We start from the raw sequence: 25,603 nt of genomic DNA, 5'->3' as shown, positions 1-25,603 counted from the left end.
TCTTCACCTCTGGAACGACGGGATTTCCCAAGGCCAGCAAGATGAGCCACTATCGGTGGCTCGCGGCGATGTCGGGCATCGGCGGACTCGGCATCCGGTTGCGCCGCGACGACGTCATGTACACCGCGCTGCCCTTCTACCACAACAACGCACTGACGATCTCGGTGTCGTCTGTGCTCGCCTCGGGTGCGTGCCTGGCGATCGGCCGACAGTTCTCCGCGTCGGGATTCATCGACGAGATCATCGAGAACGACGCGACGGCGTTCTGTTACATCGGCGAACTCTGCCGATACCTGCTCGCGCAACCGGAGCGGCCCACCGATCGCGCCCACCGATTGCGGGTGGCGGTGGGCAACGGCTTGCGCCCCGACATCTGGGATGCGTTCACCGAACGGTTCGGCATCGACCGCATCGTCGAACTGTATGCCGCGAGTGAGGCCAACATCGGCTTCATCAACGTCCTCGGCATCCCCAAGACGGCCGGCTGGTCGCCCCTGAAATATGCCATCGTCGAGTACGACGAGGACACCGGGCAACCGCGGCGAGGACCCGACGGCAAAGTCGTCAAGGTGCCCCGGCATGGAACCGGTCTACTCCTCGCCGAGATCAACCGGCGCGTCCCGTTCGACGGCTACACCGACCCGTCGGCATCGGAGAAGAAGGTTGTCACCGGCGCCTTCAAAGCCGGCGACAGGTGGTTCAACAGTGGCGATGTGGTACGCGACCAAGGGTTTTCGCACATCGGATTCGTCGACCGGATCGGCGACACGTTCCGGTGGAAGGGCGAGAACGTGGCGACCACCGAGGTCGAGGCCGTCCTCGACGCCCACCCGGCCGTCGAGGAGGCGGTGGTGTTCGGGGTGCAGGTGCCCGGGGTCGACGGCAAGGCGGGTATGGCCGCGATCAGCCTCACGCACGGCGCCACGTTCGATCCGGTCGCCTTCGCCGAGCATGTCCGCTCCGGACTGCCCGGATACGCGGTGCCACTGTTCGTCCGGCTCACCGACCATCTCGAGCACACCTCGACCTTCAAGAACATGCGGACACAGTTGCGTACCGAGTCGTTCGGCGACACCGGCGACGATCCCGTGTACGTCCTCGACGGCGACGAATACGTCGAGTTCTACGACGGATTCGTCACCGCACTCGCCGGACCGCGCGCTGCCGTTCGACCGTCGTGACCGGCGCGGTCAGCTCTGGGGCAGGCGTTCTGATCGGCGCGCCAATTCCTCGCGGACGAACGCGAGCGCGGATCCTTGCCACAGGCCCAGATGGTCGAGCATCGGATGGTGCCCACCGGGCACCGACACATAGGTGGCGTCGACGCCACGGTCGCGCAACTCGGCGATGCCCTTGGCGGTCTTGCGGGCCAGGGTGATGGTGTCGGCGTCACCGTGGACGGCGACCACCCGGGCGTCGTCGTTGATCATCCGCCAGTCGGCGAACTGCCACCACGGGGCCAGCGCGAGCACTCCGGTGACCGCAGGGTCGGCGGCCAATTGCGCCGCGATGCGTCCGCCCATCGAGTGCCCGATGAGCACCACCGGGGTGTCGGGATGTGCACGACGCGCACGGGCCAGCGCGGCCCGCGCGTACGGCATGGGCGAGGCTTGTTCGCCGTTCCAGCCGTAGACGCGGTAGCGCACCTGGCGGACGTCGACGGCCCGACCGAAGCGCGCCCGGATCGACCAGGTGAACGGATACATGCGCAGCGCCGAGGCCTGCCACGGTGAGAACGGACGGTAACTCGAATCGGTCCCGCCGGGCAGGACGAGGACGACGAGCCGAGGATCGGCGCTGCGCACGGGCATCGAGAGTGCTCCTTGTTGGCGGACGTGCGGGTGGTTCACAGTAACTGTTCGGTTCGCATCGCCCTGCGGACCGCTCGATCGGTGGCAGAATTCGTCACATGGCACACCCTCGAGCCGGTACCCCGGCACTGCCCGAAGACCTCATCGACGTGGCCGCAGTGGAAAAGGCCTACTACGACCGCACTCCTGACCCCGATGATCCGTTGCAGCAGGTCGTGTTCGGCACGTCCGGTCACCGCGGATCGAGTCTGGACTCCTCGTTCAACGAGGCGCACATCCTCGCGACGACCCAGGCGATCGTCGAGTACCGGACAGGCGCCGGGATCGGTGGACCGTTGTTCATCGGATTCGACACGCATGCGCTGTCGATCCCCGCATGGCGTACCGCACTCGAGGTCCTCGCCGCCAACGGCGTCACCACGCTCACCGCCGAGGGCGATTCCTTCACCCCGACGCCTGCGGTGAGTCGCGCGATCCTGCAGTTCAATGCCGAGAATCCGGGTGTGGAGTCCGACGGCATCGTCGTCACCCCGTCGCACAACCCGCCGCGTGACGGCGGGTTCAAGTACAACCCGCCATCGGGTGGACCGGCCGACACGTCGATCACCTCGTGGGTGGCCGCGCGCGCCAACGAATTGCTGCGCGCCAAACTCGTCGGCGTCAAGCGGATTCCGTTCGAGCAGGCCCGTTCGAGTGAGTTCGTCACCGACTATCCATTCATGAGGCGGTATTGCGACGGGCTGGCCGACGTGGTCGACATGGCCGCGATCCGCTCCGCGGGCTTCCGCATCGGCGCCGACCCGCTCGGCGGTGCCTCGGTCGGATACTGGGCGGACATCGGATTCCGCTACAACCTCGCCACGCTCACCGTGGTCAATCCGACCGTCGATCCGACGTTCTCGTTCATGACCCTCGACACCGACGGCAAGATCCGGATGGACTGCAGTTCGCCGAATGCCATGGCCTCGCTGATCGGTGCACGCGATCACTACGACATTGCCACCGGCAACGACGCCGACGCCGACCGGCACGGGATCGTGACCCCGGATGCAGGCCTGATGAACCCGAATCATTATCTGGCCGTGGTGATCGACTACCTGTTCACCCATCGGCCCGGATGGTCGGAGCAGGCCGGGGTCGGCAAGACCCTGGTCTCCTCGTCGTTGATCGATCGGGTGGTCGGCGCCATCGGGCGACGTCTCGTCGAGGTGCCGGTCGGGTTCAAGTGGTTCGTCGACGGACTCCTCGACGGCTCGATCGCCTTCGGCGGCGAAGAGAGTGCGGGAGCGTCGTTCCTGACCTTCGACGGCAAGCCCTGGACCACCGACAAGGATGGGATCATCCTGGATCTGCTGGCCTCGGAGATCCTTGCGGTGACCGGCAAGACGCCCTCGCAGCGTTACCGTGAACTCGCCGACGCCTTCGGCGAATCCGCTTACGCGCGTATCGATGCGCCTGCGTCGCGGGAGCAGAAGGCGGTCCTGGCGAAGTTGTCGGCCGACCAGATCTCCGCGACCGAACTGGCCGGGGAGAAGATCACCGCGATCATGACCGAGGCACCCGGCAATGGTGCGGCGATCGGTGGGCTGAAGGTCACCACCGAGAATGCATGGTTCGCCGCCCGGCCGTCGGGCACCGAGGACGTCTACAAGATCTACGCCGAATCCTTCAAGGGGCCCGAGCATTTGGCCCAAGTCCAGGTGCAGGCACAAGAGGTGGTCGACGCGGCGCTGGCGTGAGCGTGCCACGATGAGAACGTTGGAGCCGCTGAGCGCACCCGTCGAGCCGATCGTCGCGTTGCAGCGGATCGCGTGGTTGCTCGAGCGGGCGCGGGAGAGCACCTATCGGGTGGAGGCGTTCCGCAAGGCGGCCCGGGCCGCGGCCCGACTCGACCCAGATGATCTCGAGAGTCGTTCGCGGGAAGGCACTCTGACGTCGATCACGGGTATCGGCAAGACCACCGCCACGGTCATCGCCGAGGCCCTCGACGGAGATCTGCCGGAGTATCTGGCGCGTCTGCAGTCGACGGAGTCGCCGTATCCGCCCGGCGCCGCCGCCGATTTCGTCGCCGCGGCACGCGGGGACTGCCACAGCCATACCGACGCCAGCGACGGCGGTGCCCCGCTGACGGAGATGGCAGCGGCGGCAACCGCATTCGGACTCGAGTGGTTCACGGTCACCGACCATTCGCCGAGGTTGACCGTGGCACACGGTCTCAGTGCAGAACGGCTCGCCGATCAGATCGAGCAGATCGAGGCCTACAACCGCGGGGCGAACATCACCGGGAGGCGGCTGCCCGAGACGCAGGTTCGATTGCTGGCGGGAATCGAGGTCGACATCCTCGACGACGGTGCACTCGATCAGACCGATGCGCTCCTCGACCGGCTCGACATCGTCACCGCCTCGGTGCATTCGGCCCTGCGGATGGAGCACGACGCCATGACGCGGCGATTGGTGGCAGCAGCGACCGACCCGCGGGTCGACGTGCTGGGACATTGCACCGGACGGCGCGTACTCACCGGCCGCGGACACCGGCCGCCGTCGAGTTTCGACGCCCGAGAAGTGTTCGAGGCATGCGCAACCCATCAGACCGCGGTCGAGATCAATTCCCGCCCCGAACGTGTCGACCCGCCCGACGAACTCGTGACCATGGCGATCGAGGCGGGCTGCCTGTTCGCGATCGACTCCGATGCGCACGCACCGGGGCAGCTCGAATTCACGGTGCTCGGAGCGCAGCGTGCCCACGAGCACGGCATCGACCCGGATCGCATCATCACCACCTGGCCGGTGGACCGGTTGCTGGCGTGGGCCGGTCATCGGTGAGCGTGGGTGCGTCAGCGGGCGAGCCGTGCGCGCAGCCACGTGTCGACATCATCGACGGCCTGCCGGCCGATGGGTGTGTCATGCATCGTGAAACCATGCGGTGCAGCCGGATACAGCCGTAGATCGACGTCGTTTCCCGCGGCGGTGAGCCGGGCGAGCATGGCGAGGTTGTCGGCCAGCACCACATCGTCCTCCCCGATGACGACGAGCACCAGCGGCAGGCCCCGTAGATCGCCGAAGATCGGTGAGATGTCGGCAACGGTGCGGTCGGTGACATGACCGACGTACGCCTCGATGAAGTATTCGTCGGCAATTGTTGCACCGGAGGGGGTGTGGGCACTGAGGTCGTAGCTTCCGGCCTCGAGGACCACGCCGTCGACCTCGGAAACCACGCCGGCATCGCGCAGGCGGAGAAGTGTCGTCATCGCCAACGTGGCGCCGGCCGACATGCCACCGAGGGTCAGGGCGGTGGTGCCGAATCGTTCGGTGCCCGTCTCGATCAGCCACGATGCCACCGCCGCACAGTCGTCGGGGGCTGCCGGCCACGGCGACTCGGGGGCGAGGCGGTAGTCGACGCCGATCACCACCGCATCGAGGGCGTCGGCGCGGCGTGCGTTCTGCGCGTCGTGCCGGGACGCGGAATCCATGTAGAACCCGCCACCGTGCAGGTGGAGGTGAATGCCCGTGGGGTGCCCGGAATCGGGCATCAGAATACGGATCGGGATTCGGTGGCCGTCGACCTCGATGATCTCGGAGCGGGCTCGGGTCGGCGCCTGCGGGTCGACGGCCCGCGCGGCCCTGACGGCGGCGAGCTCGGTCGCCGAGCGCGGTCCGACACCGCCGACCCGGGTGGCATAGAACGCGCGGGTGTCGGCGAGGTCCGCCGCCGACACCGGTTGCCGCAGAGCGGCCAGGCCCAGCTTCACCACGGTTCCGCCATCGTCACGGCACCCACCATAGCGTTCGGGGCCACCGGCAATCAGGGCCTGGGCCGCCAGGCGGCCCAACCGCAGAACAACGCCGCGACCACGAGCAGGATGACACCGACCCACAGGTTGGCGCTGCTACCGACCGACAGGTCGACGACGTCGTGGGACGCGGACTCGGCGCGGTCCCCGGCGCCTGCCGTTCCCGACGCCGGGATCAACCCGGCGATCAGCAGCAGGATCCCGTAGATCCCCAGCAATGCGCCGACGATGTTGCGAATGTCGAACAGACGCACCAGCAGTCGTTGTCGTGAGGTCGAGGCGGTTGTCGGCGTCGAGGTTGGTTGGTCGGTCATGTGCGTACTCCGATCAGTGGAAGACGATGTTGAGGATGATCACGAGGATCACCACGATCGAGGCGAGCGGCACGGGCCGCGCAATCCAGGCGGTGCGCGAGTCGTCGCCGGCGAGTGTGGCCTTGTCGGTCAGCGAGTAGACGAAGCCGGCGAGTTCGGAGGCCGGCTTGGGACGGGTGACCAGCGAGACCGCCACCGATGCCACGATGTCGACGATGAATGCCATCGATGCGGCGACGAACGGCATGCCCTGACCGGGTAGGTCGATGACCCCGGTCTCTTGCAACACGAAAACGACGACGGCAGAGGCGGTTCCGAGTACCAATCCCACCCAGCCGGCGGTCGGCGTCATCCGTTTCCAGAACATACCGAGGATGAACGTCGCGAAGAGCGGTGCATTGAAGAAGCCGAAAAGCGTTTGCAGGTAGTCCATCAGGTTCGAGTAGCCGGCCGCGATGGTCGCGGTACCGATCGCCAGCAGCACCGCCGCCACGGTCGCGACGCGGCCCACCGTGATGTAGTACGAGTCCTCGCGATCCTTCACCACGTACTGCTGCCAGATGTCGTAGCTGAACACGGTGTTGAACGCCGACACGTTGGCCGCCATGCCGGCCATGAACGACGCGATCAGACCGGCCACCGCGACGCCGAGCAGGCCGTTGGGCAAGATGTCACGCATCATCAGCAGCATGGCGTCGTTGTAGGTGATGCCGTTGCCGGTACCGGTGTTCTTGAGGTGGATCATGTCGCCGACCACTGCGGCACAGATCATTCCGGGAATCACCACCACGAACGGGATGAACATCTTCGGGATCGCGCCGATGATCGGGGCGCGCCGAGCCGCCGACATCGAGTCCGACGCCATCGCCCGCTGCACCTCGACGAAGTTGGTGGTCCAGTACCCGAACGAGAGCACGAAGCCCAGGCCGAACACGATGCCGACGACCGACCACACCGGCGAGTTGAAGCCGCTGAGCGCCTGCCCGGGCCACGACGTGAGCTGATCGTGCACCGTCGCGGTCACCGCGCCGGAGTCGGAGTGGGTGTCGATCACCTTGTCGCGCAGTCCACTCCACCCGCCCACCTTGATCAGACCGATGACGGTCAGTGGCACGAGTGCGGCGAGGATGACGAAGAATTGCAGCACCTCGTTGTAGATCGCTGCGGACAGCCCGCCGAGTGCGGTGTAGGTCAACACCACCGCGGCGGCGACGATCAACGACACCCAGTGCGGCCAGCCGAGGACCGCATTGATCACCGTGGCGAGCAGGAACAGGTTGACCCCCGCGATGAGAACCTGCGCCACCGCGAAGCTGAGGGCATTCACCAGATGCGCGCCGGTGCCGAAGCGGCGTCGCATGAACTCGGGCACGCTACGCACCTTGGAGCCGTAGTAGAACGGCATCATCACCAGGCCGAGGAACACCATTGCCGGGACCGCGCCGATCCAGTAGTAGTGCATCGTGGCCAGGCCGATCTGGGCCCCGTTGGCCGACATGCCCATGATCTCGACGGCGCCCAGATTGGCCGACACGAAGGCAATACCGGTGACCCATGCCGGCAGGCGTCGTCCCGACAGGAAGAAGTCGAGACTGGTGGCGACCTGGCTGCGGGCGATGTAGCCGATTCCCAGGACGAAGACGAAATAGATGGCGACGAGGACGTAGTCGAGTACGCCGGTGTTCAACCGCAGTACTTCGCCGGATGCCAGATTCATGGCAACTCCCTTGTTGCACTTCAACCGATCAATGTCCATCAGAAGCTAACAGGAAACAACAGAAGATCGTGCGAAGTTGTGAAATTTGGTTCGTTTAAGTGCGAACTTGCTACGATCGGCGACATGCTTGCAGCGGAACGGCGTGCCCACGTCCTCACCGCGGTCGTCGATCGGGGCGCTGTGCGGGTCTCCGACCTGGCGAACGAGCTCGAGGTCTCGGAGATGACGATCCGACGGGACCTGGAGTATCTGGAGACCACGGGTGAGTTGAGCAAGGTGCATGGCGGTGCGGTGCGATCGACCGCCACGACCGAGGCCCGCGGCGTGGAGCCGCCGTCATCTCTCAAGGCGGCTCGCGAACCGGGTGCCAAGCGGGTGATCGCGCGCGCGGCGCTGGACCTCGTCGAGGACGGGATGACCGTGGCCATCGGTGCGGGGACCACCACATTGGAACTGGCACGCGCACTTCGGGGGCGGGCGGTGGACGTGATCACCAACTCGGTCACCATCTTCGAGGTGCTGACCGACCCCGCCGACGACACGGTTGATGCGTCGGCCGTGCAGTTGACCGGCGGGCAACGGACACCCTCCGACGCGCTGGTCGGACCGCTGGCCAACGCGGCGCTCGAACGCTATCGCACCGATCTCGCCTTCGTCGGGACCCATGGGATCGACCCCGACGCCGGCCTGACGACGCCGAATCTCGGTGAGGCGGAAACCAACCGGAAGCTCCTCGGCACCGCGCGATCGGTGGTGGTGCTCGCCGACCACACCAAGTACGGGGAGATCGGTGCGCACCTCTTTGCCGAGTTCGACCGCATCGACCGACTGATCACCGATGCCGGGTTGTCGGCGGCCGATCGTCGCCGGCTGGCCGACGTCGTCACCCTCACCATTGCCGACGGGAGTGACCGGTGAGCGGCGTCGACGGCAACCAGAGTGGGCGGCAACCGCATTCGTCGGGTCGGTCGCTGAACGAGCCGGTACGGGGTGCGCTCGCCGATGGCCGCGAGATCTTGTTCTTCTCCACGGAGTCCGCCTCGCGACCCGGCACCGATCACCGCGATCTGCCGCCCCGGCCCACGGACCCGCCGAATGAGATTCGTCGCGACCCCCGCACCGGTGAGTGGGTGATGATCGCCCCGGCCCGCCAGGAACGTACCTACAAGCCACCGCGACAGATGTGTCCGCTGTGCCCCGACCCGACGGGCCGATCCAGCGAGATCCCCGCCGACGACTACGAGGTGGTGGTCTTCGAGAATCGTTTCCCGTCGTTGTCGACGGCGCGGGCGGGCAGTGGATTCCGGCTGCCCGACGGCCACGATGACCCGTTCGTGGCCGCTCCCGGATACGGTCGCTGCGAGGTCGTCTGCTTCACCAGTGACCACGAGGGCTCATTCGCGACGTTGAGCGTCGACCGCGCTCGGCTCGTCATCGACGCGTGGTCGCAGCGCACCACCGACCTGTTGTCGCGCGACGGGATCGAGGAAGTGTTCTGCTTCGAGAACCGTGGCGAGGAGATCGGGGTGACGTTGTCGCATCCGCACGGACAGATCTATGCCTATCCGTTCATCACCCCGCGGACGGCGTCGTTGAACCGCGCTGCGCGATGCCATCGGGACGCGACCGGCCGTGATCTGTTCGAGTCGATCATCGACGCCGAGATCGGCAGCGGAGCAAGGATATTGCGGCGCACCGAGCACACCGTGGCATTCGTGCCGTTCGCGGCGCGCTGGCCCGCAGAGGTCCACGTCTACCCGTTACGTCATGTGCGCTCGCTGGCCGAGCTGACCGACGCCGAGGCCGACGATATCGCCGCGGTGTACCTGGCCGTATTGCGTGCGTACGACGGCCTTTACGGTGATCCGTTGCCCTACATCGCGTCATGGCATCAGTATCGGCACTCCGCCGCGGAGGGCTACCTGCATGCAGAACTGTTCTCGGTCCGGAGAAGTCGGGACAAACTCAAGTATCTGGCGGGATCGGAGTCCGGCCGTGGCGCCTTCGTCACCGACAAGACGCCCGAGGACATTGCCGCCGACCTGCGAGAGGTGATGCGATGACACCCGAGATCGCCACCACGGTACGGGCGTACGCGCCTGGCCGGGTCAATCTGATCGGTGAACACACCGACTACAACCTCGGATATGCGCTCCCGATCGCGCTGCGCTCGGGAACGTCGGTGACGTTCACCGCCGACGATGGAGACGTCCTGGCGGTCACCTCCGAAGCCGAGTCGCAGGACCTCACCGTCGCGGTGGACACGGCGCCCGGCGACCTCGACGGCTGGGGCGCGTACGTCGCCGGATGTGTATGGGCGCTGCAGCAGGCCGGGCACGTCGTAAGGGGCGGGCGGATGTCGATCACCTCAACGGTGCCGATGGGGTCGGGTTTGTCGTCGTCGGCGGCACTGGAATGTGCAGTGCTGCTGGCACTGACAGCAGAGCGACCCCTACCGCCGCTCGAGGTCGCCCGGATCGCGCAGCGCGCGGAGAACGACTACGTGGGAGCGCCGACCGGGCTGCTCGACCAACTGTCGAGTTTGTATGGTCGGGCGGATACGGCTCTGCTGGTGGACTTCTCGTCGTTGGAGGTCACCGAGGTACCGATGGATCTCGGCGACGCACATCGACTGCTGGTGATCGACTCCCATGCGCCACACCAGAATGTGGCCGGCGAATACGCGAAACGACGACTCTCGTGTGAGAACGCCGCCCGAGAACTCGGCGTGCCCAGTCTGCGCGAGGTCGATCCGGAAGCCTGGAGGAGGCTCCGTGATGAGCCGGAACGTTCTCGAGCCCGTCACATCCTCACCGAGAACACGCGGGTTCTCGACGCGGCGGAGGCTCTGCGTCATGGCGACCTCGCAACTCTCGGGCGTTTGATGTGCCTGTCCCACGCATCGATGCGCGATGATTTCGAGATCACCACCGAGCACATCGATCTCATCGCCGAGCGTGCGTGTGAACTCGGTGCGCTCGGGGCACGAATGACCGGTGGTGGCTTCGGCGGGTCGGTGATCGCGTTGTGCAGCGATGAAGTCGCGCATCGGATCACCGCCGAACTGGGGGAGACCGTCGCGGACGCCGGCTATCCGGCGCCGACGATCCGTGCGGTCCGGCCGGGGCGTGGGGCGCATCGGTGCTGAGGCGTCACCATGACCAGGTGGTGCTGACCACGAGGTCGTGACCCGGTGTCACCACCCGGGGAGCTGTGTTCAGTCCGTCGGGTGGTCCTGACTGCGGCTCCACACAGACCGCGTATTCGCGCATGTCGTACACCACCACCCATCGGGCGTCGCTACGAACGTGAATCCTTGAGTGCCCCGGCCATTCACAGACCACGTCCACGCCGTCGGGCATGGCGAAGCAGTCGTCCCATGGTGGTTCCTGCGGCGCGATCTGTCGGCCGGTTGGCAGGTGATCGGAGCCGCGCTCCTCCTGCCATGCGGGGGCGAACCGCAGCTCCAACGAGCCGGCCGACTCGACGTCGAGATGTCGACGAAACCACGGATGCCATCCGGCCTGTGCGGGAAAAGGTCTGTCATCGGCGTGAATTCGCATCTGCAGCCGAAGTCTGTCGATGGTCAGGGTGATCTGGTGGGTGACGCTGCCCGGAAACGGCCATGACGGTTCGAGGCGCACGCCCAGGCTCGCCCGTGTGGTGCTGTGGTCGAGCACCTCCCAGCGATGGTCGCGGACCGTACCGTGCAGGGCATGTGGAGGATCGTTGCGGGGGAATCGATGATGCTCTCCATCGAAGTCGAGGAGTCCATCGCGCAGCCGTCCGCACCACGGGGCCATCGGAAAGCATCCGAAACCCGGTCCCTGATAGAGGTATTCGGTTCCTTTGATGCGGAGCGAGGTCATCGATCCCGACGCCGGGCTGACGCCAACTGTTGCCTCACCGGACCGTAGGACGAGATCGCCGGGTGCCATGGGTCCACCGTATCGCGCCGAGGGGTAGCCTCGGTGGCACACGCGAGAGGGAGTGGGCGTGAGCACGACACACGAGACCAGCGATGTATCCCGTCGATATCGGTCGGTGCCGACGCCGGTCGATGATGTTCTCCTGCTTGCAGAGGGGGAGTGGCTGATCGGGCTGTACTTCGCCAATCACCGTATCCCTGAGTCGGAGTGGGGATCGCTGGCCGGTGACGACGACCCGGTACTGAGCCCGGCGGTCGCTCAGCTCGACGAGTACTTCGCCGGACTCCGGCAGGACTTCGATCTGCCGCTTCTACCGCGCGGGGGAGCGCTGGCAGAATCGATATGGCGACTCCTGCTCGACATCCCGTACGGCACGACCACGAGCTACGGTGCCATCGCGACGCAGCTCGGCGACCGGTCGCTGGCGCAGCAGGTAGGCCAGGCGGTGGGCCGGAATCCGATCGCGATCATCATTCCGTGCCATCGGGTGATCGGCGCCAACGGTTCGCTCACCGGATTCGGTGGTGGGCTCGAGCGCAAGCGCATCCTGCTGAGTCTGGAGGAACCGTCCGCCGAGGACGCCGGTCGGCTGTTCTGAGGCCGCCCTCCCCAGATGGTCGAGGTGCCCTTTCCTGGTGGTTGAGGTGCTTTTTCCTGGTGGTCGAGGTGCGACGAGCGCCAGCGAGGAGCCTCGAGACCCGGTGAGCCACAGCTGGTTCCACCGCACAGCGAAACCCCGTTACCGTGGGTAGGTGACGATCACCTGCCCAGTCCACCGGCTTCGCCACTCCACCCGCCGATCGGTGTAGAGCGTCGGCACCCACTCGGCGAGATGCTTGCGTTGATGATCAGCCCGACACAGTGGGATCAGATCGCCGAGCACCGTCCAGCCTCCGGCCTCGGGGTCGGTGTGGTTGAAGGGTCGCCAGTGGTCGAGGTCGCACAGATGTGACGGCATGCCGCAGTACGGAAACCGGCACCACGCATCATTGGCCAACACCTCAGCGCGCAGGGTGGCGCTGGGTGCATAGGTCAATGCCCCAGGGGGTGGCACGGTGTGACCGCCGTGTCCGGTCGGATCCGCCGGTGGTGCTTGGGGCCGGTCGGCGATCTGCGGGATGAGTGGTCCCGCGGCCCGGGCGGATTCGGGGTAGTGGATGGTCTTCGCCACGTCGGCGAGGGTGGTGGCGTAGTCGGGGTCGATGGGCCCGTATCCCTGCAACCGGGGCACGAGAATCCCGTCGGGGTCCTTCAACACCGTCAGGACGGGTGCACCCGGCACCACCAGCGCCCGCCCGAACGCGACCGGCACCTCATCACAGGTCGGCTCATCCATCGGATCGGGGATCTCGGGTTCGACGACCGGCTCCACCGACTCGACTTCGGGAGCGTCGGCATCGGCGGGTTCGGGTAGCAGGTCGTCCCACGCTGCCGCATCCTCGGCGTCAGCGGGTGTTTCCGCCGAGTCTCTGTTGACGGCCCCGCCGCTGCCTTTCGGGCAGTCATCTTGTCCGCATTCGCAGTCGAGGTGCGCGCCGGGGACGCCGGTGATCTCCCCGAGGGCGATCACCCGCAGCGATCCCACGCGGCGGGGGTCCTTGCGGCAGGTGCGTTCGTCGATGAGCGCATTGATCTGGGTTGTGAGGAACACCCCATAGTGGGCGGGGACGACCGCATCCAGGGTGGAGTGTCCGGCAGTTTCTGCGGTGATGGTGACGTTTTCCACCAGGTCGGTGATGGTGTCGCGGTCCTCGGTAACTGTGTCGGGGTTCATCGAGATCAGCGCTGCCTCGAGCTCCTGCGCCAGCACCGGGTCGGTGGTGGCGCGCGATGCATAGTTCAGGACGATCTTCTCGAACGACATCTCCGCGTCGTCACCCTCGATGCCGTCGAGATCGATGTCTCCGGCACGTTGCGCGGCCCGCGCCATGATGGACACCCGGTTGGTCGAGTGCTCCCCGTTCAGGTAGGCGGCACGGATCAACGGGAACTTCTCCAACAGATCCGCCAACGCCACCCAACTCCCGGCTTTGCTACGGGAGACCTTGAACTGCAACGACACCTCGGCGCGGCCGAGTTTCTCGGCGTGCTCGATGACTGAGCCCCACACGCTGGTCTCGGACCGACCGGCGAGATGCTCGCGGTACACCCGATCGGCGAGTGCGGCGCCTGCGAGGACCGTCCGGGCCTCATGCTGACGCGATTGGCGCAACAAATCAGGGCCGGTCTCGATGAGCTCGTCGCGCGACATCGACGTGATCGCGGCAGCGTCGGCATCCGGATCGGTGAACGTCAACGTGCTCGACATCAGATACCCCCTCCCGCGATCGGTGATCGAACCTATGGGCACAAGTGTACGAAGGGGTACCGACAAAACCGGTCCAACGAACGCCGGACCGGAGAAATCTGTGGACAACTATTTTTCCACGCGCGTCCAGTGGGCGTCGATGTGGTTGCGATACTTGTCATCTCGCCGGGTCTCGAGGCTCGCCGCACGCGGCTCGCACCTCGACCATCGGGGGAGGGGCGAGCGTCGGTCAGGAAATGCGCCGTCGTTCTACTCCGGGCGTTCCTTGTCACCGATCATTGTTCGCATCACCCGCCGAACCGGAACCAGCACCGGTGCAAGCGGTCTCGAGGCTCGCCGCACGCGGCTCGCACCTCGACCATCGGAGGGATGGAGGCGCTCGACAATCGGGGGATGGAGGCGCTCGACCATTGATCAGGGGGAGTCGGTCGGGATCGGGGACCACCGCCAGATCTTGGGTGGACGACCGCCGGCGGCGGGCGCGACGCCTGCTTCGGTGAGCGTGGTGATCCGGGCGAGGTCGCGATTGAGGTTGGCGCGGTGCACCTCTGCGCCGGTGAGTGAGCGGGTGATCGTGACGGCGTCGGTGGCGGTGAACTGCGGGCCGGTGAGGCCGCGCGTGAAACCGAGGTCACGCCAGAGTTTCTCGGCAAGGATGGACCGGGCGGCGGTGATGATCTCGGCGTGATCGAACGCCGGTGGGTGGTCTCGGTCGATCGGTGTCCACACGGCCTGTTCCGTCCGGATGTCTGCCGAGTCCCAGAAGGTCGCCCACATGGCCACCGACAGTGACGGTCCGCGTGGATCTCGACTTGGCTCGTCGAAGGTCTTTAGTTGACCGATCGCCGACGGCGGCTCGTCGATGCCGAGTTTCGTGAGGGCTCGTGAGGCGGCATCGGTGAGGCGCTCACCGCTGCGCACGACGACGCCGGGGAGGGCTCGCTCGCCGAGATGCGGTTCGGTCGTGCGGCGATGGGTGGCGACGAGCACCGCGCGCGCCTCGGCGTCGTAGGTCAGCGCCACCACGTCGACGCTGACGACACTCAGGATGCCGGGCTCGGGCTGGGCCACGTGATACTCCTGTCGGTCCGGGCAGGCCCGGTCGCGCGGATCACGACGGGCGCCCCCGTCGCCTGCGAGATCAACTGTGCCACCCCATCGGCGTCAGCCGGAATCTGTCGGAGATCCGGCGTGGCGTGCGCGGCGATCTCGGTCAGCCGCGCGAGTGCGGTGAGGTCGCCCGGGCGCGTGGGTGACAGCGGAGTCGGGTCACCGTCCCAGGCGTCTGCGACGCAAAGGCCTGCGGTGCCGAGGACGTCGAGGTGCGAGACCGCGACACCGTCGAGCACACCCGCCACGGCCGCGGCATAGCGGAGCGCGGGAAGGTCGAGATGCCCTGTCCGCCAGGCGCCCTGGTAGCGACCCTCACGATTGTGGACGTCGGGTAACACGACATCGTCGCTCTCGGTGGGCATCGGACCGTACCCGTGACGTGTTGCGTAACACCGCGTCGTACCCAGCACGTACGGACGGTGGCCGGTGCTTCGCAGCCACTGCACGAGCGGCCCGGGCACGACCGTGGACCACGTGGTGTGCGGGTGAAAGCCGTGCCATTCGTCGAGGAGCGCTCCCTGCGATCCCTCGAAAATGGTGGTACCGGCATCGATCGTCGCGCTCAGGTAGGCGGGCATGTCGTCGACGACGCGAATCGAATCGGCGATCTCACACAGCGTGTCGGCGATGTCGGTAACCGAATCGACGGGCGCCTCGGATTCGGGTGCGGCCGCCAACAGCGGCCGTGCGTAGGCCGCCAGCGCGTCGAGGGCGCCGATCGTTGCTCGGCGATCACGCAGCAGGCCGAGAGTGGGCACAGCTGCATCCGGAGCGTCGGCATGCATCACGAAGTTGCCGACCCGCTGCCCCCGCCGGGCACCGGACTCCACTGCCAATGCATAGGCGGTGGTCTCGCCGATACCCTCACCGGTGGAACCATGACGAGCGTTGCCACGCAGCGCTTCTCGGGCGCGATTCATGGCGATGTGCAGAGGTGTGGTGACCTGGCAGCGGGCGTCGGCGGTGAGCAATCCGAACGGGTTGCGGATACCGGCGTCGGCCAGTTCCGCCACCTCTTGCGCCAACCGCAGGGGATTGACCATCATCGGGGCGGCAAGCAGGGTACGCACGTCGAGGAAACTCGCCGACCCGAACTGCCGGAAGGTGTGGTGCCGGCTGCCGTGGCACACGTTGTGGGCGGCCTGTGCGCCACCGGAAAACCGCACCACCGCAGTGGTGTCGGGGATCATCGACGCCAAGAAGTCCACGGTCGCTCCCTTGGCCTCATCGCCGTACCCGAGACCGACGACGATGACGGGAGCGCCGGGCGCGCGCCCGGGCAGGATCTCTGCACCGGGCGCGGCCGTGGTCGACGCCGTCGTGGGTCTCACAGGTCCGCCGGCAACGTGCCGGTCCCGGTGATCGGACGGGGAGTCACCTGCGCCAATGCCTTCCCGACCGCGGGTGCCGCGGCAGCACCGGCGTTACGCAGATCGGCCATGCCCTCATCGACGGTGATGGCGTTCTCCATCACCCCGATGGTCAGCGCGATCAGATCGGCGACCCCGTCGGGATCGTCGAGCTTGAGGAATCGCTCGCCGACGATGGCCCGCCAGTGGTCCTCGATCTGCGGATCGTCGTAGTAGCTGGTCAGATTCGGCAGGATGTAGTGAATGTGGAAGCGCTGAGCCAATTCTCGATAGACGGCGTCGACGTCACGATCCTCACCGATGTCGTCGCCGATGAACCGGCGTACGGAATCCGCGTAGAGCACATCCTTGTTCATCTCGTCGCCGATGAAGAACACGTGGCCCTTGCGGCCGCGCCGGTCCCAGGCATCGGTGACGACCCGAGTGGCCAGGAAGTACGCGGCCAGTGCGTACCCCTCACGCTTGTCGCCTCCGCCGCCGCCCTCGAGGTAAATGTCGCGCAGCTGTTCGTCGATGCGGTTGTCGGACTCGAATTGGCCGATCTGTAGTGGCACGACATCGAATTGGTCGTCGCCGATGGCTCCGACCATGATCTGGGGATCGTCGACGTAGCCGCCGCGGGTCAGCAGACCGAGCAGATCGCCGAGACGTTTCTGGACGGTGATCGGCACGCGGCCCATCGAGCCCGTGACATCGAAGAGGACGACGATCGGGGTCGACCGGGGGTGGTCGATGCTGTCGCGTGACTCGCGTGTGGTGACGCCGTAGGCGTTGAGTGAGGGCGCCGCGACGCGCAGGTGACGTGGCGTCTCACGCATCCGGACCGAGTAGCCGAAGTCGGCGGCGCCGGCTGCCCGGCGGGCGGCCGCGGCGCTGCGAAATGCGCTAGTGTCCCAATAACCTTGTCCCATGATGGATTCCTTTCTGGTGGTGAAGATGTCGAGAATGGCTGTCACGCCGTCATCGGCTGTGGTCTCGGCAGCGTGAACGGCCGGAACCGGCGCGGACCGTAGAGCGCCGACAACAACAGGTCGTATTCGTGTAGCCAGGTGTCCGGGTCGAGAGTCTCGGCAGCACAGGCGAATGCTCGCTGTCGAGGACAGCGGTCGCCCAGCATGACGCCGAACAACCGTGCCACGGCGTTCCCGTCGCGTGCCGGCGGGCTGCCGTCCCCGGCGGTCGCGGGGCCGGTCCACCCTGTCAACACGACACCGTGTTCGTCGGGATGGATCAGAACGGAGTGGACGCCGAGGTTGCCGTGCGGACGGCCGGCTGCGGCAAGGGTCATGACGATGCGGCGCACCATCCACGCCCAGTCGCGGCCGTCGAGTCCGGCGGGATACGACGCGTGCACCTCGTCCAGGCAGACCATTCCGGCGGGTACACGGTAGGCGACCCAGGGATGGCCGTCGGTGACGGCGGTGTCGACGACGCACGGCGCGAAAGCCCGCATACCGTGGCCGGCCAGATGAGCGGCGACCGTTGGCAGCGCAACCACACTCGCGACGCCGGCGATGCGCCCGATCTCGACACGGATATCGGGGTCGTCGGTGCGATACGCGCTCATCTGGTCGGTGACCCAAAGGCGTTCGCGCAGAACGTGGGTGGCCGCCCCGGTCACGAATGCCGTGGTGTCACCGGTGCCCGACGCAGCCGTCACCGTCTCGCACCAGGCGCAATACAGCGCGTTGAGGGTCAGTGCGGCGTCGCGGGCAACCTCCGGCGACAGTCCGAGGATCGTCGCGCGGTCGGGGTGCACCGCGGCGAGCAGGGCGCGGTGACGGCGACGTGCCGCGCGCCGGGCGGACGGATCGGTCGGTGTTCCCGCGAACACGTCGTCGGGTCGGCGGGCGTTCTCGATCAGCCGGACGATCTCGAAGGGGTCGTACTCGTTCATGTCTTTTACTCTAAACGAGTAATAGCCACGATGCAACGGTGTCGGTCGAACAGCCGACCACAGACGGTCAGAGGTGGTCCAGCGCCGCCGCGAGTCGTCGGACGCCCTCGTCGAGTTCCGCCGGTGGCAGCGTCGCGAAACTCAGTCGCAGGTACTCGCCGAGATCGTCGGAGACGGCGAACGCACGTCCCGGCACGAAGGCGACGCCCTGGTCGACGGCGGCAGGCAGGAGGTTGGAGGTATCGACATCGTGCAGGCGCGCCCAGCAGAACATCCCGCCCTCCGGTGGGCGCCAGTCGATCCGGCCCCCGAGGTGGCGGTCGAGTGCATCGGTCAGCGCGGTTGCCCGAACCCGGTACTGCGCGCACAGGCGATCCACGTGGTCGGCGAGCCACCCGGTGTCGCTGAGCAGGTCGGCGGTCATCAGTTGACTGAACGCCGAGCCGCAGAGGTCGGCACTCTGACGCAGGCGCTCGACCATGCCGACGATCGACGGCGGTGCCTGCATCCAGCCCACCCGCAACGCCGGTGCGAGGATCTTCGACGCGCTGCCGAGTCGGATGACCCGATCGCCGGGGATCGGATCAATCGGGTCGCCGGTGAATCGCAACGCCCCATAGGGGTCGTCCTCGATCGCGAGAAAACCGTACTGATCGGCGAGTTCAGCGAGTCGTATGCGGGTGTGCGCGCTCGCGGTGACTCCTGACGGATTGTGAAAGTTGCTGACCGTGTGCACGATCCGGGGCCGTAGTCCGGACCGAAGCCGTGTCTCGAGCTCGGTGACGTTGGTGCCGGCGCCGGTGATGGGTAGGGCGACAATCCGGGCGCACACGGCTTGAAAGCTTTGCAGTGCACCCACATACACCGGATCGTCGACGACGACCGTCGATCCGGGATCGACGAGCGCCTGTGCCAGCAGCGAGAGTGCCTGCTGTGAACCATGGGTGATGAGGATCTGCTCGGGAGCGGCGCACTGCAGGTGGGCGATGGCCTCGCGGCACCGCGCAACGCCGGTGGTCGCCGTGTACTGGAGCGCCGAAACGTCAGCGATCGCGCGTTGTGCCGCAACCGCGATCCGTGCGGCGGGGATGAGGTCGGTGGCAGGCAAACCGCCCGCGAGGCTGAGCACACCGGGCCGTTCGGTGACCGCGAGGAGATCTCGGATGGCCGACCCGCGGATCGACTCGAGGGCGCGCGATGGGGAAATGGACAAGGCAGACATGGGGCATCACTTCCGAAGGGCTGGTGGGGAAAGTGATGCGGGTGGTCACCGGATCGGCATCCAGGGTTCGATGCCTGACCAGACGGTAGCGCGCGGAATCCAAATGATGAAACCAAATTCCCAGATATTGGGATGATCGACTGGTGGTGTGCGTCGTTGCGCATCGGGCGACACGCGACTTGACCTTGACGCGGCGTCAACGTGTGTACTGCGATCACCACAGGCGAGAAAGGGGTGCCGATGAGGATCGGGCAGGTGGCACGGCTGGCGGGCGTCAGCACGCGCACCATCAGGTACTACCACCGGCTCGGGTTGCTTCCCGAGCCGGCTCGGGATACCAACGGATACCGAAGCTACGCACTCGACGACGTGGTCGCTCTCCTGAGGATTCGTCGGCTCACCGCACTGGGATTGGCGCTCGATGAGGTCCGGGACGTCCTTGCCGAGGACCGGGCGGCCGACCTCGACGACGTATTGACCGAACTCGATGCGGACCTCGCCCGTCGAGCCGAGGCGATCCAACGGCAGCGGCAGCGGATCGCCGATCTACGCGACACGTTGTCGGCCGGCGTGCCGCGGGATGAGGTCGCCGACATCGCGGACCGACTGGCCGAGATCTACTCCGGCGCGGAGACAACAGTGGAAATCGAGCATTCGCTGTTGGAGGTCTTCACCGAGCTCGATCCCCAGGTCACCTCGCTCTATCGTTCCGCCCTCGCCGACGAGAACATGGCAGCGCGTAGTGCCGAGCTCGCAACGCGCTTCGAGGCTCTGGCGACGGCCGACCCGGCAGACGACGAAGTGGAATGCCTGGCCCGCGACATCGTCGCCTGTAGCGGGGAACTCGGCGAGATGGCACGTGGCGAACTCGAGAGAATCGACTTCGGGGGCCGGTTCGGAACCGACGATCTGCTCGACGCACTCACCGGCTCCGACGAACTGTCGGCCGCGCAACGCCGATGCGTGCAGCGAATGGTGGCATTGGGTCGGCAGGCGTGGTCATGACGGCCGCGCGGAAGCTGATCCTGCGGCCGATACGCGCGGAAACGCGTCGAGTCGCGGCCATGACCGCATGGGTCCGGCGTGCGAGACCACCGGGTGACGCCTTCGGCTACCACCGCGACCTTCACCTCATCCTGTGGACCGCCGGGATGCTGACCGTGGTCGAAGGCGCTCTCACCCATCTGATCCTGGTGCTGATCTTCGGACATCCGCCATGGGTGTGGATCGTGTTGGGGCTGCACATCTATGGCGTGTACTTGTTGTTCGGACTGCTGGCCGGGATGATGACCCGCCCGCACACGGTCGACGGCCCGATCGTGCATCTGCGCAACGCGTCCGGGACACACGTGTCCTTCGCCGTCGCCGATGTCGACTCGGTCGTACTCGGCGAGCGCCCGGAGTTCGGCCATTCTCGCTGGCGGACAAGCGATGACGGCCGAACGGCCACGATCGCTTCCGGGCCGGCAATACTTCGCGTCGACCTCGTCGAGAATGCCGGCGTCATCCTCGACGGCAGCCCGATTCCGCTGGCCCCGAAGCATATTCATGTCAGTGCCGATGCCCCGCGGGAGTTCGCCGCGCGTCTCACCACAGCATTGTCGCGGCAGCCCGACGTCGGACGATGCGGGCCGGTACCGGCCGAGCACCAATAACCCTCACCGATGTCGTTCGACGCACCCAATCGGCAAGAAACTCGGTGTTGGTGCCCGGCCAGATGAGGTCGGCGCCCGCCGGGACCACATGACCTCAGCGAGCACCGCCGCCCGGGCTCGGAGCAAACTCACAGCAGACGCGAAACTTCGAAGCCTATCGTCAGTAGCCATGGCCTCCTTCACCAGAGAACTCATCGGCCGGTATCCCGCCGCCGTTATCGGCTCGGGCCCACCGCTGGTGGTACTCACCGGACTGACCCCGTCCACGGGGATCACCGGCGATGGCTTTGTCCGGGGCTCGTGTGCGCCGCTACGCGAGGTCACCGGTCGACAGTTGATCGTCATCAACCGTCGTCCAGGCCTCCGGTCGCCGATGACGATGGGTGAGATGGCCGACGACCTCGCCGAGTCGCTACGCGATCACCTCGATGGGCCGGCGGAGGTCTTGGGCGAATCAACCGGCGGCAGCATCGCGCAGCAACTCGCCGCCGACCACCCCGATCTCGTTGACCGGCTGATCCTCGTCAGCACCGGCTGCCGGCTCAGCGCATCGACGCGAGAGTTCCAGGCAACTGTCGGCGACCTCGTCGAACGTGGCGAGAATCGGCGGGCCATGGCGATGACGGTCGCCGATCTGGTGCCGCGCGGCACGCGGACACTGGCCTATGGCGCGGGATGGCTGGGGGCGCACCGCATGATGGATGCCGCGTCGGCTGCGGATCTCGTGACCACAATTCGTGCCGAGGACGGCTTCGACCTCGCGAAGGCGCCGACGATCAAGGCCCGCACCCTCATCGTCGGTGGCCGTCGAGACCGTTTCTACGACGCCGAATTATTCTCCGAGACAGCGCGACTCATTCCGCACAGCACGTTGCTGATGGTCCCGCGCCGCGGCCACGTCACCGTGATGAGTTCGCCACGCGCGCGGATGGCCGTCGCCGGGTTCCTCGGCGCCTGAGTGGGCGGGTGCGTCAACGACACGGATGCTACGAGGTTGGTCGATGCGATCACATCGATCGCAAACCTGGGCGCAGTCGGGGCTGATCGATTGACTGGGGCGCGTAATCGCTTTCGACGCACAAGGACTCCCCATGACCCGACAGCTGCATCTCGGCGGCTTCCTGATCGCCTCACCCGTCACCCATTCGCATGCGGCGTGGCGTCATCCCGGATCGGAGACCGACTATTTCGGACCTGAGCACTACCATCGGGTGGGGCGCATCCTGGAGCGCGGCAAGTTCGACTTCGCGTTCTTCGCCGATCTCCTGGCCGCGCCGGACCGCTTCGGCGGTGATCAGTCCGAACCGTTCCGTCGCGGTACGCAGGCTGCTGCGACGATCGACCCCAGTCTTGTCGCTGCATCGCTGGCCGCGGTCACCAGTCGACTCGGGATCGCGGTCACCAAGTCCGCCACGTACTTTCACCCGTATGAGCTGGCACGCGTCTTCGGCTCGCTCGATCACCTGACGCGGGGCCGGATCGCGTGGAACATCGTCACATCGCTGACGCAGGCAGAGGCCCGCAACTTCGGTCATGACGCGCACGTCGACCACGAGGAGCGCTACGCACGAGCCGAAGAGTTCGTCTCGACGGCCATCAAACTGTGGTCGAGCTGGGACGCCGACGCGGTGACCGCCGACAAGGTGACCGGCGTGTGGGCGGACCCGACCAAGATCCATCCCGTCGACCACATCGGCGAGCACTACCGCACTCGCGGACCGCTCAATCAGCCGCGCTCGCCGCAACATCGACCGGTCTTGATCCAGGCGGGATCGTCGGAGACGGGTAAGAACTTCGCTGCCCGGTGGGCCGAGGCGATCTTCGAGATCGATCCGACCCCGGAGGGCCGGCGCGCCTACTACGACGACGTGAAATCGCGCGTCGTGAACTTCGGTCGCAATCCCGACCATGTGAAGGTGTTCCCGTCGTTCATCCCGTTCATCGGCGAGACCGAGTCGATCGCCCGCGAGAAGCAGGCATTCCACAATGAGCTCGCCGACCCGATCTCCGGTCTGATCACGCTGTCGGTGCACACCGACCACGATTTCTCGCAGTACGACCTCGACGCACCCGTCGAGGACGTGAGGGTGAGCGGTACGCAGGGCCTGTTCGAGGTTGCACGCAGGCTCAGCCACCGCGACAGCCTGACGCTGCGCGACATCGGCAAGCTCTACGCGCAGGGCGTGCTGCTGCCGCAGTTCGTGGGTACCGCCACCGATGTGGCCGACCAGATCGAGGCGTCCTTCACCGGGGGAGAGGCCGACGGGTTCATCGTGTCCAGTGCTCAGACACCGGGAACGTTCAACGACTTCGTCGACTACGTGGTGCCCGAATTGCAGCGCCGCGGACTGTTCCGACGCGAATACGAGGGTGCAACCCTGCGTGAGCATCTCGGGCTCGGCGACGCCCACGAGGATCTCCCGGCCGACATCCGGGGGGAGGAGAGGGTGTTGGTCGGCTGACGGTTACGAGCGCCGGCTGGTCTGGGGCCGCAACCCGATGCACCACTGAACCAGGCGCACGCTATTGGCTGATTCGGGGACCTGGCGCCGACCGGACCGAGGCACCTACGGTTGTGTCGTGTTCGATGTTTCGGAGCCGGACCCGTCGATGATCGACCTCGCCGTGTTCGTCGAGCGTTCTCCCGAGGTTGCCTGGCGCGTCCTGACACGGCCGGACCTCATCGCCGAGTGGCTCGCGCCCACAATCGGCTTTCAGCCTGTGGTGGGGACGACCTTCATTGTTCAAGTGGCGGTTCCGGACAAACCGGATGCCGAGATGGCTTGCCAGGTCGTCGTGGCTGACGAACCCCACCACCTTGCGTACAGCTGGACCGACCTCCGTGGGAAGCCGCCTCTGCGATGGATGATGGACTACCGACTGATGCCCCACGGCCGCGGCGCTCGATTGTTCTGGCAGATGAGCGGTTTCGATACCGAGGACCGCTATCAGAGGTTTGCGCGCAACGGAATCGAACGGTCTTGGAACCGGACGCTGCTGCCCAAGTTCGCCGAGATCGTGAATGCGCAACGTTGACGCAGGGGCCGATTGATCCGATCGTGCCCGAGTTCGCCCTGAATACGAATAAGCCCCGACCGAAGTCGGAGGGGCTTGTCTGTGGGCCCAGTAGATCGCTGGCCAACCCCCTCGGCATTCTACAGAGCAGTTCGGGCATACGAACTACCATTTCCTGAGAGACTTTGTCCTCAAACATGATTGCCCATCAAGCGATGTAGCCTGCTCTTCGAGCACCAGGTCGATACTCTGGTCGCTCACTACCACCAGGGGGGCAGGGTCGACGACCTAGCCCAGGAGTTCGGCATCAATCGACGAACAGCCTCACTGCACCTGAAACGACGGGTGTCGCTTCGCAAGCGACCAGCCTCACCGCAGCAGATCACCCGCAATAATCCTGTTCTACCGATGACGGCGCTCATCGAAATTCCCCAGAGATGCTCTTCTAGACTCCCCGCCCGTGTGGCTCCGCCAGAGTAGGCGGGCCTCCCGTGATGCTGATGGTCTACGACCACTCACCAGCTATCTCGGGAGGCCCGCTTTCAGGTTGACACGGGAGAACGACATGGAAGTACATGCACTGCACAAACGGGGGTGGACGATCTCGGCGATCGCCCGTCACACACACCGGTCATGACCGCAAGACGATCCGGGCCCGCGGTCTGCGACCGAAGTGCAGGACTGCGTCCGGGTGACCCAACGGGCGAACGCGATCATCGAGCACCCGCCGGGCGCGGAGACGCAATGGGATCGGGTGAAATTGCCGAACCCACCAACCGAATGAGCTGGGGTTCCACAGCAATCCTGCTCGTCGGTCCGCTGTCTCATTCGGGTCAGTGGCGAGGCTATCTGGCCCCGGATATGACCCGCCCGCAGGTGATCGACGGGATCGATCGCATAACCCCGCCGACTCGGTGGGGTTACCAAGTCGTGGCGATTCGACCGGATGGCCACCGCCTGCCACCCTCGACGGGGAAGTTGACCGCCGAGTTCGCTGGCGTCTCCAAACACTACAGGGTGTCAGCGGATGTGTGCCCGCCTCGAGGGCGCAACAACTGCAAGGATGTGAGGTAGAAGTCCAATCACATTGCCGCACAACGATAGTGGCGTACCCTGCCCAATGAGGGAACCCCAGTCCTCGGCGATGCCGCCGTCGCCGGAGCAATGCTCGACCGACTCCCACACCGCTCAGTCGTCCTCAGACTCGACGGCGACTCCTACCGGCTACGCGACCACTACGCCCGCACCCAAAGCCAGCGGACGGCAACCCGCACTCACCCGAAGATCGCTACAGCCCACATGTGGGAAACCTCAGTGAGCACACCTGGGGAACTTTCTTGAGCCTCGTTACCGAGCAGGCCTGTCACTGGCCAAGGTCGGAGACCGGCTCGCCTACTCCGCCGACGCGGTCGGGAAGCGCCTTCGCGCAGAAGTGGTGGTGATGCGGGATCGACGTGGATC

At 66.2% G+C, this 25,603-nt stretch carries 23 protein-coding genes and 2 pseudogenes; 14 read left to right on the top strand and 11 right to left on the bottom strand.

All coding sequences use genetic code 11. The features are described 5' to 3' along the window. Positions 1–1,181, top strand: a 1,181-nt coding sequence (locus GOPIP_RS05015; RefSeq protein WP_006368488.1) for an AMP-binding protein, incomplete at its 5' end; no start/stop codon positions are given. Positions 1,182–1,190: 9 nt separating this feature from the next. On the opposite strand, the gene GOPIP_RS05010 is transcribed toward GOPIP_RS05015, so the two are convergent. Further along, entirely contained in the window at positions 1,191–1,811 is a 621-nt protein-coding gene (locus tag GOPIP_RS05010) for an alpha/beta fold hydrolase (protein WP_006368487.1), read from the bottom strand. 98 nt (positions 1,812–1,909) lie between these two features. Here GOPIP_RS05010 and pgm point away from each other — a divergent pair, with 98 nt between their 5' ends. Together pgm and GOPIP_RS05000 are read left to right on the top strand one after the other, a co-directional pair. Continuing rightward, positions 1,910–3,550 carry a phosphoglucomutase (alpha-D-glucose-1,6-bisphosphate-dependent) gene (pgm, locus tag GOPIP_RS05005; protein WP_006368486.1) on the top strand — a complete coding sequence of 547 codons (1,641 nt, stop codon included), beginning with the start codon at positions 1,910–1,912 and terminating at the stop codon, positions 3,548–3,550. Between the two features lie 10 nt (positions 3,551–3,560). After that, a complete protein-coding gene (locus GOPIP_RS05000) occupies positions 3,561–4,634 on the top strand; it encodes a PHP domain-containing protein (protein WP_170320174.1) in 1,074 nt (357 codons plus the stop codon). Positions 4,635–4,645: 11 nt separating this feature from the next. Here GOPIP_RS05000 and GOPIP_RS04995 read toward each other — a convergent pair whose 3' ends face one another. From GOPIP_RS04995 to GOPIP_RS04985, 3 genes are read right to left on the bottom strand one after another with little or no spacing between them, the layout of a single operon-like run. Continuing rightward, positions 4,646–5,560: an alpha/beta hydrolase gene (locus GOPIP_RS04995; protein WP_035727209.1), complete on the bottom strand. Its 915-nt coding sequence runs from the start codon at positions 5,558–5,560 to the stop codon at positions 4,646–4,648. 53 nt (positions 5,561–5,613) lie between these two features. Next, positions 5,614–5,916 (bottom strand): hypothetical protein, encoded by a 303-nt coding sequence (locus GOPIP_RS04990; RefSeq protein WP_006368483.1) that lies wholly within the window; start codon positions 5,914–5,916, stop codon positions 5,614–5,616. A 13-nt stretch (positions 5,917–5,929) separates the two neighbouring features. Beyond that, complete coding sequence (locus tag GOPIP_RS04985; protein WP_006368482.1) at positions 5,930–7,633, bottom strand: sodium:solute symporter family protein; 1,704 nt, start codon at positions 7,631–7,633, stop codon at positions 5,930–5,932. A 123-nt stretch (positions 7,634–7,756) separates the two neighbouring features. Between GOPIP_RS04985 and GOPIP_RS04980 the strand changes: the two genes are divergently transcribed. The 3 genes from GOPIP_RS04980 to galK are packed head-to-tail and all read left to right on the top strand — an operon-like array spanning position 7,757 to position 10,781. Continuing rightward, positions 7,757–8,551, top strand: coding sequence for a DeoR/GlpR family DNA-binding transcription regulator (locus GOPIP_RS04980; RefSeq protein ID WP_006368481.1), 795 nt, complete (start codon positions 7,757–7,759; stop codon positions 8,549–8,551). Continuing rightward, positions 8,548–9,696, top strand: a complete 1,149-nt coding sequence (gene galT / locus GOPIP_RS04975) for a galactose-1-phosphate uridylyltransferase (protein WP_006368480.1) — start codon at positions 8,548–8,550, stop codon at positions 9,694–9,696. The genes GOPIP_RS04980 and galT overlap by 4 nt, the downstream gene beginning before the upstream one ends. Further along, positions 9,693–10,781 (top strand): galactokinase, encoded by a 1,089-nt coding sequence (galK, locus tag GOPIP_RS04970; RefSeq protein WP_006368479.1) that lies wholly within the window; start codon positions 9,693–9,695, stop codon positions 10,779–10,781. Before galT ends, galK begins: the two co-directional genes overlap by 4 nt. 4 nt (positions 10,782–10,785) lie before the next feature. Here the strand turns inward: galK and GOPIP_RS04965 are convergent, their stop codons facing one another. Continuing rightward, positions 10,786–11,571, bottom strand: coding sequence for an aldose epimerase family protein (locus tag GOPIP_RS04965; RefSeq protein WP_035727206.1), 786 nt, complete (start codon positions 11,569–11,571; stop codon positions 10,786–10,788). Positions 11,572–11,623: 52 nt separating this feature from the next. On the opposite strand from GOPIP_RS04965, the gene GOPIP_RS04960 reads away from it, so the two are divergent. After that, positions 11,624–12,160, top strand: a complete 537-nt coding sequence (locus GOPIP_RS04960; protein WP_035727204.1) for a methylated-DNA--[protein]-cysteine S-methyltransferase — start codon at positions 11,624–11,626, stop codon at positions 12,158–12,160. 141 nt (positions 12,161–12,301) lie between these two features. Here GOPIP_RS04960 and GOPIP_RS04955 read toward each other — a convergent pair whose 3' ends face one another. The 6 genes from GOPIP_RS04955 to GOPIP_RS04930 all read right to left on the bottom strand — a co-directional run bounded on the left by GOPIP_RS04955 (position 12,302) and on the right by GOPIP_RS04930 (position 19,472). Then, the gene (locus tag GOPIP_RS04955) at positions 12,302–13,870 is read right to left on the bottom strand and encodes an HNH endonuclease signature motif containing protein (protein WP_006368476.1); all 1,569 of its coding nucleotides are present in this window, start codon (positions 13,868–13,870) and stop codon (positions 12,302–12,304) included. Between the two features lie 414 nt (positions 13,871–14,284). Beyond that, positions 14,285–14,941 carry an NUDIX hydrolase gene (locus GOPIP_RS04950; protein WP_006368475.1) on the bottom strand — a complete coding sequence of 219 codons (657 nt, stop codon included), beginning with the start codon at positions 14,939–14,941 and terminating at the stop codon, positions 14,285–14,287. Further along, entirely contained in the window at positions 14,914–16,314 is a 1,401-nt protein-coding gene (locus GOPIP_RS04945) for an adenylosuccinate synthetase (protein ID WP_006368473.1), read from the bottom strand. The genes GOPIP_RS04950 and GOPIP_RS04945 overlap by 28 nt, the downstream gene beginning before the upstream one ends. Then, the gene (locus tag GOPIP_RS04940; RefSeq protein ID WP_006368471.1) at positions 16,311–17,264 is read right to left on the bottom strand and encodes a hypothetical protein; all 954 of its coding nucleotides are present in this window, start codon (positions 17,262–17,264) and stop codon (positions 16,311–16,313) included. The genes GOPIP_RS04945 and GOPIP_RS04940 overlap by 4 nt, the downstream gene beginning before the upstream one ends. 41 nt (positions 17,265–17,305) lie before the next feature. Continuing rightward, entirely contained in the window at positions 17,306–18,250 is a 945-nt protein-coding gene (locus GOPIP_RS04935; protein WP_006368469.1) for a hypothetical protein, read from the bottom strand. A gap of 67 nt (positions 18,251–18,317) precedes the next feature. After that, the gene (locus GOPIP_RS04930) at positions 18,318–19,472 is read right to left on the bottom strand and encodes an aminotransferase-like domain-containing protein (RefSeq protein WP_006368467.1); all 1,155 of its coding nucleotides are present in this window, start codon (positions 19,470–19,472) and stop codon (positions 18,318–18,320) included. A gap of 240 nt (positions 19,473–19,712) precedes the next feature. Between GOPIP_RS04930 and GOPIP_RS04925 the strand changes: the two genes are divergently transcribed. The 7 genes and pseudogenes from GOPIP_RS04925 to GOPIP_RS29355 all read left to right on the top strand — a co-directional run. After that, on the top strand, positions 19,713–20,477 hold the full coding sequence (locus tag GOPIP_RS04925; protein WP_035727199.1) for a MerR family transcriptional regulator: 765 nt from the start codon (positions 19,713–19,715) through the stop codon (positions 20,475–20,477). A 59-nt stretch (positions 20,478–20,536) separates the two neighbouring features. Further along, positions 20,537–21,127, top strand: coding sequence for a hypothetical protein (locus tag GOPIP_RS04920; RefSeq protein WP_244421110.1), 591 nt, complete (start codon positions 20,537–20,539; stop codon positions 21,125–21,127). A gap of 169 nt (positions 21,128–21,296) precedes the next feature. Then, positions 21,297–22,085, top strand: a complete 789-nt coding sequence (locus GOPIP_RS04915) for an alpha/beta fold hydrolase (RefSeq protein ID WP_006368462.1) — start codon at positions 21,297–21,299, stop codon at positions 22,083–22,085. A gap of 133 nt (positions 22,086–22,218) precedes the next feature. After that, on the top strand, positions 22,219–23,589 hold the full coding sequence (locus tag GOPIP_RS04910; protein ID WP_006368460.1) for an LLM class flavin-dependent oxidoreductase: 1,371 nt from the start codon (positions 22,219–22,221) through the stop codon (positions 23,587–23,589). A gap of 118 nt (positions 23,590–23,707) precedes the next feature. Then, a complete protein-coding gene (locus GOPIP_RS04905) occupies positions 23,708–24,163 on the top strand; it encodes an SRPBCC family protein (protein ID WP_020170661.1) in 456 nt (151 codons plus the stop codon). A gap of 544 nt (positions 24,164–24,707) precedes the next feature. Continuing rightward, positions 24,708–25,243: pseudogene (locus GOPIP_RS29360) on the top strand (IS21 family transposase); the annotation flags it as partial. A 33-nt stretch (positions 25,244–25,276) separates the two neighbouring features. Then, positions 25,277–25,460, top strand: a pseudogene (locus GOPIP_RS29355) (ATP-binding protein); the annotation flags it as partial. Between the last annotated feature and the right edge of the window lie 143 nt (positions 25,461–25,603).

Origin of the sequence: Gordonia polyisoprenivorans NBRC 16320 = JCM 10675 (genome assembly GCF_000241325.1) — a bacterium.
Classification (GTDB): Bacteria; Actinomycetota; Actinomycetes; order Mycobacteriales; family Mycobacteriaceae; genus Gordonia; species Gordonia polyisoprenivorans.
Note: the sequence above shows the minus strand (reverse complement) of the source record. Positions and strands in the feature narration are given on the sequence as shown.